Source organism: Gilvibacter sp. (genome assembly GCF_965601605.1).
In the GTDB taxonomy this organism is placed as follows: Bacteria; Bacteroidota; Bacteroidia; order Flavobacteriales; family Flavobacteriaceae; genus Gilvibacter.
Genome location: NZ_CBFCWJ010000017.1, coordinates 115,453 through 132,583 on the forward strand (window position 1 = coordinate 115,453; position 17,131 = coordinate 132,583).

The following is a 17,131-nucleotide window of genomic DNA, read 5'->3' on the forward strand; positions in this document are numbered from 1 at the left end:
CCCAGAACCAATCGGGCAGGGGAGTAAGGTATTTTTAACCTAGATGTATTTGGTCGAAAAAAGAGGCTTTTAACCGTTGATCGCTTCTACGTAAGAAACCTTGCCTTGAAGCATTTCACGCAACATGGTTTCAATACCGTTCTTTAGGGTAACGGTACTCGATGGGCAACCACTACAAGCGCCTTGTAGAATCACTTTTACGGTCTTGGTGTTAGCGTCATAAGAATCAAAAGCGATGTTTCCACCGTCACCAGCAACTGCAGGCTTTACGTATTCATCTAAGATCTCAACGATCTCTTTGGAGATTCCTTCCAACTCTTGCGGCTTTACAGGAACCACTTGGGCTTCTGGAGTGCGTTCTTCTGTAAGGATCGCATCGTCTAAGATGGTCTTGCCTTGAGCTACGTATTGGGTGATAAAATCACGAAGTTCTTGAGTGACCTCTTGCCATTCGATCCCCTCTAATTTCATAATGGAAATATAGTTTCCACTCATAAAGACTTCCTTGACAAAAGGAAAGCGGAACAAACGCAGTGCTAAAGGAGCGTTCTTTGCAGATTCCAAGGTTTTGAATTCGTAGGTGTCGTTCACCAAAGTTTTGTTGGCAACAAACTTCATTACCGCTGGGTTAGGAGTTACCTCGGCATAAACAGAAACAGGAACGTTCTTAGGTGCCTCCGCAGCGGTGATTACCGGTTTACCGGACTCGAGATATTCCGCAATTTGATCGGCCACTTGGTCTTGAACTTCATTCCACTCCACTATGTTGTAGCGTTCAATAGCCACAAAGTTTTGTGAGATGTACACGGTCTTTACAAAAGGTAAAAAGAACAATTCCTTAGCCAGTGGGCTGCGTCCCGATTCGTCAATATTGGCAAATTCAAAACTTTCTGACTGGGTCAGGAAGGTATCTGTGACAAATTTGACAATGGCCGGTTGTGAAGTTGGCTCTACAGTGACACGACGATTTTCCATGCGAATAACTTTTGTGCAAAATTACGAAATGCTCGACTTGTTCTTCAAGTATTTTTGCGCAATTCTAGTTCATTTTTAGGTTAATTTTTCCCGATTGCTTGTCTTGCGAAATAAATGGCTTTCAACCGCTTGGGATTTTAAGAAAATTTAGGAACCACTTCGGGTTTTTTGCCGTTAAACTGTTGTATAAGTATTGTTTATGCCGAAGTAGGTTTAAGAACTTTCTACTTTTCACCCAGTATTAGGCCCTCAATTAATTGCGATTGTCAGAATATCTCAGTTTCTTGTAAGGCTCTAACGTACTTAAGGTAAGGCTTAAAGCATATAACCAACAACCGACCAAAGCGATGAAAAAGCAATTACTATCCCTCTTTTTCCTCTTAGCATGTACCTATGGTTTTTCACAGACTATAGTCATGCAGGATGGTACCTTCAACACCTGTACAGGAACCTTTGTGGATTCCGGCGGGACTGCAGGGCCTTATGCGAATGGAGAAGATTTTACAATCACGTTTTGTCCGGATACCGCTGGCATGGCTGTTACTTTAGATTTTACAGTTTTTGCTACAGAAACTGGAGGGGATATACTCACAATCTATGATGGCCCAGATACCACAGGACCTATCATTGGTTCTTTTAGCGGACCTACATCGCCAGGTACCGTTTACACCTCACCCGCAACTACAACCGGTTGTCTGACACTGAGATTTCAATCGAATACGGTTGTTTTTGGAGCAGGTTGGGAAGCTGCCATCAGCTGTATTTTGCCTACAGATATTCCTTTGTCTCCTTTTATTGATGTAGATACTACAACCTACACCGTACAAGAATTAGTAGAAGATATTTTGATCGATAGCCCTTGTGCAGAGAGTTCCAATTATACCTCAAGTACGGGAATTGATTTTGGAGATGTTAACGGAATCGGTTATTTCAATGCTGAGGGAAGTGGATTCCCTTTTGCTGAAGGAGTTATCTTGACCACGGGGTCTGCAGAGGCTGCCGAGGGTCCTAATGATGAAATTCTCGGAGCCGGAGGCTGGCCGGGAGATGCCGATCTTGCCGCTATCTTGGGAATTGCTCCAGGTGATCTGAACAACGCCTCTTACATTCAGTTCGACTTCGTGCCGTCCATTCCCGAAATTGCCTTTGACTTTATTTTTGCTTCGGAGGAATACAACCAAAACTTTGAGTGTAGTTTCTCAGATTCGTTTGCTTTTATTTTGACCAATACGGCTACAGGTGTGGTGGAGAACTTGGCTGTATTGCCAGGAACCGCAATTCCAATTCAGGTAACCAACATTCGTCCTGAAGTTCCCGGTCAATGTGCAGCGGTCAATGAGATCTATTTTGACACTTATAATTTTGCACCCTTTGCTGATGAGACCACAGCGCCAATTGACTTTAACGGTCAAACCACCGTGCTCACCGCTATGGGAATGGTTACTCCGGGAGATCCGTATAACATTAAATTAGTAATTGCAGATAACCAAGATGACCTCTATGATGCGGCTGTTTTCATTGAGGCGGGGAGTTTTGATATTGATATCAACTTAGGTGATGATATTCTTATTTCAGATGGTTCAGCTCCTTGTGAGGGAGAAACTGTTAGTTTGAGTTCTGGAGGTGGTGCTCCAGGAGCCACTTACCAGTGGTATGTTTTCAATGATGCTACCGGAATGTTTGATGCCATTCCAGGAGAGACCTCTCCAACGATTATCATTGATACCCCTGGTTTGTATCGTCTTGAAGCTATTTTTTCTTCTGGATGTACCGTTGGAGATGAGGTTTTGGTTGAATTTTTCCCAGCGCCTATTCCGGGGACGCCAGATCCACTGACCATTTGTGATCGTGATAATGATGGTTTTGCTGAATTTACCCTTACCGACGCCGACGCTCAGATCATTGATGGCGGCACTGGATTGAACGTGCGCTACTACGAATTGCTCTCAGATGCAGAAGCAGGTGCAACGGGCGATCTTGCAAGTCCTTATACGAATACCTCAAACCCGCAGATTGTTTATGCGCGACTTGAAAATGATTTAACACGTTGTTTCAGTATTGTGGAGTTGGAGTTGATCGTGTACGATACTCCGGTTCTGGTAGATCCAATTCCAGATTTCATTGTTTGTGATGATGATGCCGATGAACTCTTCGTTTTCGATCTAACCACTTGGGATACTAACGTTACTGCAGACCCAACAGGATTGGTTATCAATTACTACGAGACCCTTGCTGATGCGGATGCCGCGACTTCACCCATTACCCCAGCGGACGCTTATACCAATACGTCCAATCCACAGACCATTTATGTGCGATTGGAGAATAGTGATGGCTGTTCCATTGTTGGAGAGTTTGATCTAATTATTAACCCATTACCCGTGTTCACCCCACCAGTAGCTTACGAGTTATGCGACTACGACGGTACTTTGGATGATGCCACGGAGTTTGATTTAAGCACGGTTACTACTGCGATGACTGCGGATGATCCTTTGCTTACGGTAAACTACTTTGTTTCTTTGGCGGATGCTGAGGCTGGCGCTCCAGCACTTCCTTTGCTGTATACCAACACGAGCAATCCTCAGACCATTTGGACGCGTATCGAAGTTACGGCCACGGGCTGTTTTGTGATTGAGAGTTTTGATCTGGTTGTTTTAGATACGCCATTTGCCAACCCACCAGTCTCGCTCAAGGAGTGTGATACGGACACGGACGGTTTTGATGAGTTTGATCTGACTCAGGCGGATGCGGATATCATTGGTGGTCAGACGGGCGTTTTTGTGAACTACTACTTCAGTTTTGCAGAGGCCGAGATCGGTGATCCGGCTACAGCACTGGCCAGTCCATATACCAACGTCACAAGTCCACAGACGGTTTACGCACGAATAGAAAATACCTTGACGGGCTGTTTTGATATCACGGAGTTAGAACTGATTGTGATTCTGGCCACCCCACTGCCCACCTACGAGCTTTGTGACGACGATGTAGCGGACGGCTTTACGGTCTTTGATCTCACGCTTTGGGATTTTGAGATTGCGGCAGACCCCACTGGTCTGGACATTACCTATCACGAGACGGCTGCGGACGCCTCAGCAGGAACTCCTGTCATTACTCCTGCAGACGCCTACACCAACACGAGTAACCCACAGACGATCTATGTCCGGGTAGTGAACTCCGACGGCTGTGTGACCATTGGTCTTTTTGAGTTGGAAGTACTTCCACTACCGATCTTTGTCACACCAACGCCCTTGGGTATATGTGACGATGCGGTCTTGGACGGCTTTGCACCTTTTGATCTGACGGTAAAAGATCCGGAGATCACCGGCGGCGACCCCACATTGAGTGTAAGCTATTATTTAACCGAGGCAGAGGCTGATGCTGCCACGCCAGCACTGACCAGTCCGTTTACCAATACGAGTAATCCACAGATCATCTACGCACGGATCGATGACTCCACCACAGGCTGTCACGATACCACGCCACTAGAGCTTATCGTCTATGCGCCACCTACGGCCTTCCCACCAACTCCATTGGAGCGTTGCGACAACGATGCGGACGATGTAGCGCTGTTTGATCTGACCCTTGCGGATGCGGATATCATCGGTGGGCAACCGGATGTGTTTGTGAACTACTACCTGACCTTGGCCTTGGCCGAGGCTGGAGATCCAGCCACGGCGCTGGTATCGCCTTACCCGAACATCGCCAACCCACAGATCGTGTATGCGCGCATTGAGAACTCCATTACGGGCTGTTTTGCCACTACGGAGTTGGAGCTGATCGTACTACCTGCAACCGATATCGGTAGCTTCCCAACCATTGAGCTTTGTGATGATCCGATTGCGGACGGTTCTACGACCTTTGATCTGACGCTATACGACACGGTAGTGGTGCCCGATCCAACGGGACTGACCATTACCTATCACGTTACCCCTGCCGATGCTGCTGTAGGAGCAGCGCCGATCACCCCGGCAGACGCTTACAACAACGTGACCAACCCACAGACGATCTATGTACGCACAGAAGACGCCGATGAATGTGTACAACAAGGACAGTTCGATCTTTTTGTTATTGCCAGACCGCTCTTTACTGTACCTACGCCATACGCGCTGTGTGAGGACGATGTGGTGGACGGCTTTACCGAGTTTGACTTGACGGTGAACAATTTGGAGATCATTGACGGCAATCCGTTCTACTCAGTACAGTATTACTTCAGTGATGCCGATGCAGAGGCTGGCGTGGATCCACTACCACCGATCTACACCAATGTGGTGAACCCACAGATTATCTACGTACGTGTGGATGATTCCTCGACGGGCTGCTACGGGGTACAACCCTTGGAGCTGATTGTGGTGAACCCAGATGCTGCGATGACTCCTGAACCGCTGACGTATTGCGACCCGGACAACGACGGCTTTGGTGAGTTCAACTTAGAAGACGCCACCTTAGAGATTACAGGCGGCGATCCAACACTTACGGTAACCTATCACGAGACGGAGGCCAATGCAGAGAGCGGGCTGTTGCCACTGGCAAGCCCGTACAACAACATTGTGTTTGGAACTCAAACCATCTATGCGCGGGTAGAAACTCCTCTTGTAGAGGACTGTTTTGTAGTGGTAGAACTCCAACTCATCGTCTTAGACACGCCTCAGATCGTTGATCCCGAACCACTTTTAGCCTGCGACGACAATGACGACGGCATTGTGGTGTTTGACTTGACGCTCAAAGATCCGGAGATCTTGGACGGTTTGGATCCTGCGGATTACACGGTAGAATATTATGAGGATGCGGCCTTCACTTCGCTGATCGCTCCGGCTACGGCCTATACGAACTTGACCAACCCACAGACGGTCTTTGTTTTGGTGACGGACAACACGAATATGTGCAGCTCTACCACCACTTTAGAGCTGATTGTAAACTTCCCACCGCGGGTATTCCCACCAGCGCCACTGGAGCTGTGTGATGTGAACAATCCGGGCGACGAGGTTGAGGAGTTTGATTTGGAGCTGGCCACGGCAGAGATCACGGGAGGAGACACCTCTTTGATTGTGACCTACCACGAGACTGCAGCCGATGCTGATGCGGGAGACAACCCACTGACGAGTCCTTACACCAACACGAGCAACCCGCAGACGATCTTTGTACGGGTAGAAGACCCGGACACGGGCTGTTTTGTGAGTGATGTGGTGACCTTAGACTTACGAGTAAACCCACAACCGAGTCCTACACCAGATCCCACGCCGATTGAGATCTGTGATGCGGACAACGACGGTTTTGTAGACAGTTTTATACTGACTGATAGAGACATTGAGATCATTAACGGGGAGCCTGATGTGGTGGTGAGCTACCACGAGACCCTGGCAGATGCCGAGGCGGATCTGTTCCCACTGGTATCGCCTTATGCGAACATTGTGGCCTACAGCCAGATTGTCTACGCCCGAGTAGAGAACACCCTGACGGGCTGCTTTGCCATTGTAGAGTTGGAGCTGATTGTACTGAACTCTCCAGAGCTGCCATTAGAGATCGAAGACTTTGTGATCTGTGATGACGATGACGACGGCATCGCAGTGTTTGATCTAACGACGAAGGATCCGGAGATCTACGGCACGCAAGACCCAGCGACGCTAGATCTGAGCTACCACTTGAGCGAGGCAGACGCCTTGGCAGGGGTGATGCCCATAGTAACACCAACGGCCTTTGTCAATACGACCAACCCACAGACGATCTGGGTACGCCTGTTTGATCCGCTAACGGGCTGCGCGAGTGTGGGCAGCTTTGAGCTGATTGTAAGCTTGCCACCGGTGATTGCCGCCCCGGGAGATCTGGATGCCTTGGAGCGTTGTGATGACGAGACCGCAGACGGTTTTGCCTCTTTTGATCTGACTCAGGCAGAAGACGACATTACCCTAGGAGCGCCAGGCTTATTGGTACAGTACTATACCACAGAGACAGACGCACAAAACGATACGGATGCGATAGACCCAGCGACGGACTACACCAACACGGTGAACCCACAGACGATCTGGGTTCGAGTGACGGACGGCGACACGGGCTGTGTCTCGTTCACGACCTTAACGATCCGAGTATTGCCTAACCCATCTCCGAACACGAACCCCGATCCGATCGAGGTGTGTGACGAAGTGACGGTAGGTGACGGGGTAGAGGTGATCGATCTGACCCAAAGAGAGGCAGAGATCATCGGCGGAGAACCAGGGGTATCGGCCAGTTATTATGAGACCCAGGCTGATGCACAGACGGGCGACCCACTGTTGGCCATCCCAGACCCAACGGCCTACAGCAATACCGAGACGCCACAGATCATCTGGGTACGCATTACCAACGACACCACAGGCTGCTTTACCCTGGTAGAGCTTCCGATTATAGTACACCCATTACCGGAGACACCAGAGGTGAGTGATTACATCATCTGTGAGTTGGCTACTGACGGCGTGGCGACCTTTGATCTGAACACGAAGATCCCAGAGATCTTAGGGGGACAAGATCCAACGGACCTAGTGATCACCTTCCACGAGGTGGAGGCCGACGCTGATGCAGGCATCAATGCGATTGCCACACCCGAGGCCTTTGTGAATGTGACCAATCCACAGACGATCTATGTACGCATTACCAATACGGTGACGGGCTGTTACTCGGCCACGCAGAGCTTTAACATCGAGGTTAGAGAAGGCGCCACGGCCACCGCACCAGCAGCAGTGTACCGCATTTGTGATAATGTAGGCGATGGCACGGACGGCATTGGGGAGTTCACCCTCTCTACACAAGATGCCGAGATACTGGGCGGACAAGATCCGGTGATCTATGTAGTGAGCTACCACGAAAACGAGGTGGATGCCACTACGGGAGACAATGCGCTACCAGACAGCTATATCAACACGAGCAACCCACAAGTGATCTGGGCACGGGTGACCAATACGGACACGGACTGCTTTGCCATCACTACAGTGACCTTGGAGGTATCACCACTGCCGGTGATCACCTTGGAGGACAGCTACAGACTGTGTGTGGATGAATTTGGTAACCCAATCCAGAACGAGTTTGGAGAGTCATCACCACCAGTGATCAACACGGGCTTAAGTGATCTGGACTACACTTTTGAGTGGTTCTTAAACGGCAATCCATTGCCAGAGACCACGGCGAGCATCGTAGCCAGAGCAGGCGGCACCTATACGGTGATCGCTACGGAGACCACCAGCGGACTGGGCTGTAGTGCGGAGGCCTCGACTACGGTGACGGTATCCTCACCACCGACGAGCTTCAGTGCCGAGGTGATCAGCAACGCCTTTGCAGACGATCATCAGATCCAGGCGGAGGCAACAGGGCTGGGGGTATACTTCTTCCAATTGGATGACGGACCGCTTCAGGAGAGTGGACTGTTCACCAATGTAACGCCGGGAGATCACATTGTGACCATCGTGGATCAGAACGGCTGTGGAAGTGTGAGTATCCCGGTAGGAGTGATTGACTATCCGCTGTTCTTCACGCCGAACCAAGACGGCTTCCACGACACTTGGAACATCATAGGAATTGCCAGCAATCCAACGGCGCAGATCTACATCTACGACCGCTTTGGGAAACTGCTCAAGCAGCTGAGTCCACTGGGTCCAGGATGGGACGGAACCTACAACGGTAACCCGATGCCGTCAAGTGATTACTGGTTCCAAGTGATTTACCAAGAAGACGGGATAAACAAAGAGTTTAAAGGACATTTTAGTCTTAAAAGATAGCTTTCAACGATAATTAACTAAATGATATCTAATAATATTTCTATTGATGAAGAAATGATCTAACTTATAAAACTAAAGATGTAGAAGGCAAAATAACCAAGCTATGAAAAAGGGATTGCTACTCTTAACGTTCTTGTTGACATATGCCGGTTTCTCACAAACCGTGGTCATGCAGGACGGAACCTTCAACACCTGTATCGGTAATTTTACCGACTCCGGTAATACAACCGCGTCATATGCAGATGGGGAAAATTTTACAATTACGCTCTGCTCCGATGTTGCCGGATTAGGAATACGATTAGATTTTACAGAATTCAATTTAGGTGCTGGAGACGGCATGCAAATATTTGATGGGCCAGATACCGCTGCGCCATTCCTTGGGTTTTTTACTGGTACTACCAGTCCAGGATTGGTTGAGTCTACGGGTGCTAGTGGTTGTTTAACTATAGTTTTTCAATCCGATGGCGCCGTTGTTGCTTCTGGTTGGAACGCAGATATCTCCTGTTGTCAAAGTATCGAAGCTGTATTTGACAGCTCAGTTCCCGCAGATGTTGGTGGAACCATTACAGCAGCTCCAACAGATAATATCACTTTTAATGGTAGCGCAATTTTTGGCGTTGATGGCACTGGCGCGACCTATGAATGGAATTTCGGCGATGGTACTACAGCGACCGGAACTACGGTAAATCATGCTTATATTGCCGACGGTGTTTATACCGTTACCCTCACCGTTACGGATGCCAGCGGATGCTTCAGTACCAATAATATTGGAGTACAGTGCGCAATCGGTAGCGCAGACTTAGAGGCAGTTCAGGTAGGAGATGTCGCATTTGCTCGTGGGTCCTATATGGAACTTGGATTAGCTGCGAATGGTGCATTTGGTCCTCCAGCAGGATTGAGACCTCCTCTTTTTAACGACCCGCGTGATGTTGCCAATAACCTTTTCGGATTTATAGCTAACCCGCAACAAGACGGTTGGATTGACTATGACGGTTGTTACTTTACACCAGGTTCTCCAGAAGAAGGCTTTGCCATTGAGATCGATGGAGTTGCCTACAACAACAATACTGCTTTTGGACCTTCAGGAATCTTTGAAATTCCTGGCGGGATAGTATCCGCAGCAATTGAAGCAGATCCCTGTATTGGAGAATTGGCGGTGATCACATGGTCGGGGCAGGTTGATGATATTCAAATAGATAGACGGGTAATCGTTACAAGATTGGGTCTGTTTATACAAATGGAAACTACAGTGACCAATGTTGGTGCCGTTCCTAAAAACGATATTTTCTGGATGCACAATGTAGATCCGGATAACAACCAATCCATCAACGGGAACTTCACAACCACCAATGAAATTATATCACAATCAGATTTTGCAGATCCTACGAGCTTTGTTTGTGCATTTCAAGGTCCTTTAGCAGCTTCTCAACCAGATGCTGACGGGTCCAACGTATGTTACTATGCAAACGACCCGCGCGCTAAGGTAACCTTTGGAGGATTTGCTAACCGAGACCCTTCTGATGTTTGGAACGGAATAGGGTTTACGCAAACAGAGGGCGCTATAAACACTGCGGATGAGGCCATTTCAATCGCCTTTAATATTGGTTCTTTAGCCCCGGGTGAGGCTAGAGATTTTGTTTATTTCTACTCGTTTGCTGATTTTGGGGGAGACGGGGTTTCTGCGCCTTCTCTTATCAATATTACGGGGACTCCACCAACTGTTTGTGACGGTACTGACGGCTTTATCACTTTTGCAAATTTGGTTCCCGATACAGATTACACCATCAATTATGAAGACGATGGGGTTCCTGTTGGGCCGCTGGTATTTACCTCTAATCCTCTGGGTGAGATCGTATTGACTGGTCTGGATGCCGGTACTTATGATATGTTCGACTTTGAGAATGCACTGGGTTGTGCCTTCACTGCAGACGATGTGATCAACTTACGCGATCCGGAGCCACCATCATTCACCGTTGTTGCAACAGATCCTACAGGCTGTACGCTGGACGGAACCCTCGAATTTGTCGGTTTGTTGGCAGACACGACCTACAGTGTTACCTATACGGTAGATGGTACGGTTGTGGGTCCTGTGGATTATACCTCAGATGCTAGTGGAACAATATTAATTAGTGGTTTGGGTCCTGGCACTTACACACTCATCACTCTAGAACGATTAGATTGTGTAACTATAGATCCGGGAACCTATGACCTTATCATTCCTGGTTTCACCTTTGATATTACAACAACCAATCCGTCGAGCTGTGTTCCAGAAGGAACCTTGACAATTACTGGCTTGAATCCAAGTGAAGCTTATGAGATTATTTACACTGTAGATGGTGTTGTGGTTGGTCCGGTAAGCTATACAACAGATCCGGCAGGGACCATTATAATAACAGGTTTAGCTCAAGGAACCTACACGGATGTCACCGTAGAGCAGGGAGGCGTTTGTTCTATTGTTGACCCGGGAGTTTATGAAATTGTTTATCCTGATATCATCTTCACCGTTACTACGGTAGACCTTATTCTTTGTGATTCTGACGGTGAGTTGATTCTAGACGGATTGTTTCCATCCACGACTTTTGATGTGACCTATACCGTTGATGGTACTGTGGTCGGGCCTTTGGCTTTGACATCTGATGGAGCTGGCCAGTTGATCATCGGTGGGCTAGATGCGGGAACTTATACAGATATTACCGTGGAGTCCTCTCCTTGTATCACTATAGATCCAGGGCCATATGTGTTGAATAATCCAGTTTTGGATCCAGTAGTAACGCCTATTGACTCACCAATTTGCGGTCCGGATGGAGCTCTACAAATTAGCAGCTTAAGTCCCGGATTTACCTATGATATTGCCTACACTGTTGATGGTGTTGCCCTGGGTGCTGTTTCCTATACTGCGGATACAGCTGGAGTTGTTTTGATCGGAGGATTGTTAGCCGGAGTTTATACAGATGTCATTGTGACCTTGAATGATTGTAACATCACTTTGCCAGGTCCTTTTGTGATCAATAACCCTCCTGATCCGGTATATACCCCACCAGTAGCTTACGAGCTATGTGATTACGACGGTACTTTGGATGATGCCACGGAGTTTGATTTAAGCACGGTGACTACGGCAATGACTGCGGATGATCCTTTGCTTACGGTAAACTACTTTGTTTCTTTGGCGGATGCTGAGGCTGGCGCACCAGCACTTCCTTTGCTTTATACCAATACAAGCAATCCGCAGACCATTTGGACGCGTATTGAAGTTACGGCCACGGGCTGTTTTGTGATCGAGAGTTTTGATCTGGTTGTTTTAGACACGCCATTTGCCAATCCACCGGTCTCGCTTAAGGAGTGTGATACGGACACGGACGGTTTTGATGAGTTTGATCTGACCCAGGCGGATGCAGATATCATCGGCGGTCAGACGGGCGTCTTTGTAAACTACTACTTCAGTTTTGCGGAGGCCGAGATCGGCGATCCGGCTACAGCATTGGCCAGTCCGTATACCAACGTGACGAGTCCACAGACGGTTTACGCACGAATAGAAAATACTTTGACGGGCTGTTTTGATATCACGGAGTTGGAACTGATCGTGATTCTGGCCACCCCACTACCCACCTATGAGTTGTGTGACGACGATGTAGCCGACGGCTTTACGGTCTTTGATCTCACGCTTTGGGATTTTGAGATTGCGGCAGACCCCACTGGTCTGGACATTACCTATCACGAGACGGCTGCGGACGCCTCAGCAGGAACTCCTGTCATTACTCCTGCAGACGCCTATACCAACACGAGTAACCCACAGACGATCTATGTACGGGTAGTGAACTCCGACGGCTGTGTGACCATTGGTCTTTTTGAGTTGGAAGTACTTCCGCTACCGATCTTTGTCACGCCAACCCCATTGGGTATATGTGACGATGCGGTCTTGGACGGCTTTGCACCTTTTGATCTGACGGTAAAAGATCCGGAGATCACCGGCGGCGACCCAACTTTGAGTGTAAGTTATTATTTAACCGAGGCAGAGGCTGATGCTGCCACGCCAGCACTGACCAGTCCTTTTACCAATACGAGTAATCCACAGATCATCTACGCACGGATCGATGACTCCACCACAGGCTGTCACGATACCACACCACTAGAGCTTATCGTCTATGCGCCACCTACGGCCTTCCCACCAACTCCACTGGAGCGTTGCGACAACGATGCGGACGATGTAGCCCTGTTTGATCTGACCCTGGCTGATGCTGACATCATCGGAGGACAACCGGATGTGTTTGTGAACTACTACCTGACCTTGGCCTTGGCCGAGGCTGGAGATCCAGCCACGGCGCTGGTATCACCTTACCCGAACATCGCTAACCCACAGATCGTGTATGCGCGCATTGAGAACTCCATTACGGGCTGTTTTGCCACTACGGAGTTGGAGCTGATTGTACTACCTGCAACCGATATCGGTAGCTTCCCAACCATTGAGCTTTGTGATGATCCGATTGCGGACGGTTCTACGACCTTTGATCTGACACTATACGACACGGTAGTGGTGCCCGATCCAACGGGACTGACCATTACCTATCACGTTACCCCTGCCGATGCTGCTGTAGGAGCAGCGCCGATCACCCCGGCAGATGCTTACAACAACGTGACCAACCCACAGACGATCTATGTACGCACGGAGGATGCCGATGAATGTGTACAACAAGGCCAGTTCGATCTTTTTGTTATTGCCAGACCGCTCTTTACGGTACCTACGCCATACGCCTTGTGTGAGGACGATGTGGTGGACGGCTTTACGGAGTTTGACTTGACGGTGAACAATTTGGAGATCATTGACGGCAATCCGTTCTATTCGGTACAGTATTACTTCAGTGATGCCGATGCTGAGGCGGGTGTGGACCCACTGCCACCGATCTACACCAATGTGGTGAACCCACAGATTATCTACGTACGTGTGGATGATTCCTCAACGGGCTGCTACGGGGTACAACCCTTAGAGCTGCTTGTAGTGAACCCAGATGCAGCGATGACTCCTGAACCGCTGACGTATTGCGATCCGGACAACGACGGCTTTGGCGAGTTCAACTTAGAAGACGCCACTTTAGAGATTACCGGCGGCGATCCAACACTTACGGTAACCTATCACGAGACGGAGGCCAATGCAGAGAGCGGGCTGTTGCCATTGGCAAGCCCGTACAACAACATTGTGTTTGGAACGCAAACCATCTATGCTCGTGTGGAGACACCATTGGTAGAAGATTGTTTCTCCGTGGTTGAGTTGGATTTAGTAGTCCTCAATACTCCAGAAATTATAGACCCCGAACCACTTTTAGCTTGTGACGACAATGACGACGGCATTGTGGTGTTTGACTTGACGGTGAAAGATCCGGAGATCTTGGACGGCTTGGATCCTGCGGATTACACGGTAGAATATTATGAGGATGCGGCCTTTACTTCGCTGATCGCTCCGGCTACGGCCTATACGAACTTGACCAACCCACAGACGGTCTTTGTTTTGGTGACGGACAACACGAATATGTGCAGCTCTACCACCACTTTAGAGCTGATTGTAAACTTCCCACCGCGGGTATTCCCACCGACTCCTTTGGAGCTGTGTGATGTGAACAATCCGGGCGACGAGGTTGAGGAGTTTGACTTGGAGCTGGCCACGGCAGAGATCACGGGCGGAGACACCTCTTTGATTGTGACCTACCACGAGACTGCAGCCGATGCCGATGCGGGAGACAACCCACTGACGAGTCCTTACACCAATACGAGCAACCCGCAGACGATCTTTGTACGGGTAGAAGACCCAGACACGGGCTGTTTTGTGAGTGATGTGGTGACCTTAGATTTAAGAGTAAACCCACAACCGAGTCCCACCCCAGATCCCACACCGATTGAGATCTGTGATGCGGACAACGACGGTTTTGTAGACAGTTTTATACTGACCGATAGAGACATTGAGATCATTAACGGGGAGCCTGATGTGGTGGTGAGCTACCACGAGACCTTGGCAGACGCCGAGGCGGATCTGTTCCCACTGGTATCGCCTTATGCGAACATTGTGGCCTACAGCCAGATTGTCTACGCCAGAGTAGAGAACACCCTAACGGGCTGCTTTGCCATCGTAGAGTTGGAGCTGATTGTACTGAACTCTCCAGAGCTGCCATTAGAGATCGAAGACTTTGTGATCTGTGATGATGACGACGACGGCATCGCAGTGTTTGATCTAACGACGAAGGATCCGGAGATCTACGGCACGCAAGACCCAGCGACGCTGGATCTGAGCTACCACTTGAGCGAGGCAGACGCCTTGGCAGGGGTGATGCCCATAGTAACACCAACGGCCTTTGTCAATACGACCAACCCACAGACGATCTGGGTACGCTTGTTTGATCCGCTAACGGGCTGCGCGAGTGTGGGCAGCTTTGAGCTGATTGTAAGCTTGCCACCGGTGATTGCCGCCCCGGGAGATCTGGATGCCTTGGAGCGTTGTGATGACGAGACCGCAGACGGTTTTGCTTCTTTTGATCTGACTCAGGCAGAAGACGACATTACCCTAGGAGCGCCAGGCTTACTGGTACAGTACTATACCACAGAGACAGACGCACAAAACGATACGGATGCGATAGACCCAGCGACGGACTACACCAACACGGTGAACCCACAGACGATCTGGGTTAGAGTGACGGACGGCGACACGGGCTGTGTCTCGTTCACGACCTTAACGATAAGAGTATTGCCTAACCCATCTCCGAACACGAACCCCGATCCGATCGAGGTGTGTGACGAAGTGACGGTAGGTGACGGGATAGAGGTGATCGATCTGACCCAAAGAGAGGCAGAGATCATCGGCGGAGAACCAGGGGTATCGGCCAGTTACTATGAAACTGAGGCTGATGCACAGGCGGGCGACCCACTGTTGGCCATCCCAGACCCAACGGCCTACAGCAATACCGAGACGCCACAGATCATCTGGGTACGCATTACCAACGACACCACAGGCTGCTTCACATTAGTAGAGTTGCCGATTATTGTCCACCCACTGCCGGAGACACCAGAGGTGAGTGATTACATCATTTGTGAGTTGGCTACCGACGGCGTGGCGACCTTTGATCTGAACACGAAGATCCCAGAGATCTTAGGGGGACAAGATCCAACGGACTTGGTTATCACCTTCCACGAGGTGGAGGCCGACGCTGATGCAGGCATCAACGCGATTGCCACACCCGAGGCCTTTGTGAATGTGACCAACCCACAGACGATCTATGTACGCATTACCAATACGGTGACGGGCTGTTACTCGGCCACGCAGAGTTTTAACATCGAGGTTAGAGAAGGCGCCACGGCCACCGCACCAGCAGCAGTGTACCGCATTTGTGATAATGTAGGCGATGGCACGGACGGCATTGGGGAGTTCACCCTCTCTACACAAGATGCCGAGATACTGGGCGGACAGGATCCGGTGATCTATGTAGTGAGCTACCACGAAAGCGAGGTGGATGCCACCACGGGAGACAATGCGCTACCAGACAGCTATATCAATACGAGCAACCCGCAAGTGATCTGGGCACGGGTGACCAATACGGACACGGACTGCTTTGCCATCACTACAGTGACCTTGGAGGTATCACCACTGCCGGTGATCACCTTGGAGGACAGCTACAGACTGTGTGTGGATGAATTTGGTAACCCGATCCAGAACGAGTTTGGAGAGTCATCACCACCGGTGATCAACACGGGCTTAAGTGATCTGGACTACAGCTTTGAGTGGTTCTTAAACGGCAATCCATTGCCGGAGACCACGGCGAGCATCGTAGCCAGAGCAGGCGGAACCTATACGGTGATCGCTACGGAGACCACCAGCGGACTGGGCTGTAGTGCGGAGGCCTCGACTACGGTGACGGTATCCTCACCACCGACGAGCTTCAGTGCCGAGGTGATCAGCAACGCCTTTGCAGACGATCATCAGATCCAGGCGGAGGCAACAGGGCTGGGAGTGTACTTCTTCCAATTGGATGACGGACCGCTTCAGGAGAGTGGACTGTTCACCAATGTGACTCCGGGAGATCACATCGTGACCATCGTGGATCAGAACGGCTGTGGAAGTGTGAGTATCCCGGTAGGAGTGATCGACTATCCACTGTTCTTCACCCCGAACCAAGACGGCTTCCACGACACCTGGAACATCATTGGAATTGCCAGCAATCCAACGGCGCAGATCTACATCTACGACCGCTTTGGGAAACTGCTCAAGCAGCTGAGTCCACTGGGTCCAGGATGGGACGGAACCTACAACGGTAACCCGATGCCGTCAAGTGATTACTGGTTCCAAGTGATTTACCAAGAAGACGGGATAAACAAAGAGTTTAAAGGACATTTTAGCTTAAAAAGATAACCCTTGATCAATAAATATGTTAATAAAAGGT

At 49.6% G+C, this 17,131-nt stretch carries 3 protein-coding genes; 2 read left to right on the forward strand and 1 reads right to left on the reverse strand.

The window, feature by feature from the left end:
• Positions 1 to 69: 69 nt before the first annotated feature.
• Entirely contained in the window at positions 70 to 975 is a 906-nt protein-coding gene (locus tag ACSLP7_RS04710) for a NifU family protein (RefSeq protein WP_435578245.1), read from the reverse strand.
• A 347-nt stretch (positions 976 to 1,322) separates the two neighbouring features.
• Between ACSLP7_RS04710 and ACSLP7_RS04715 the strand changes: the two genes are divergently transcribed.
• Together ACSLP7_RS04715 and ACSLP7_RS04720 are read left to right on the forward strand one after the other, a co-directional pair.
• The gene (locus tag ACSLP7_RS04715) at positions 1,323 to 8,714 is read left to right on the forward strand and encodes a choice-of-anchor L domain-containing protein (protein WP_435578246.1); all 7,392 of its coding nucleotides are present in this window, start codon (positions 1,323 to 1,325) and stop codon (positions 8,712 to 8,714) included.
• A gap of 103 nt (positions 8,715 to 8,817) precedes the next feature.
• Positions 8,818 to 17,100, forward strand: coding sequence for a T9SS type B sorting domain-containing protein (locus ACSLP7_RS04720; RefSeq protein ID WP_435578247.1), 8,283 nt, complete (start codon positions 8,818 to 8,820; stop codon positions 17,098 to 17,100).
• The last annotated feature ends 31 nt before the right edge of the window (positions 17,101 to 17,131 follow it).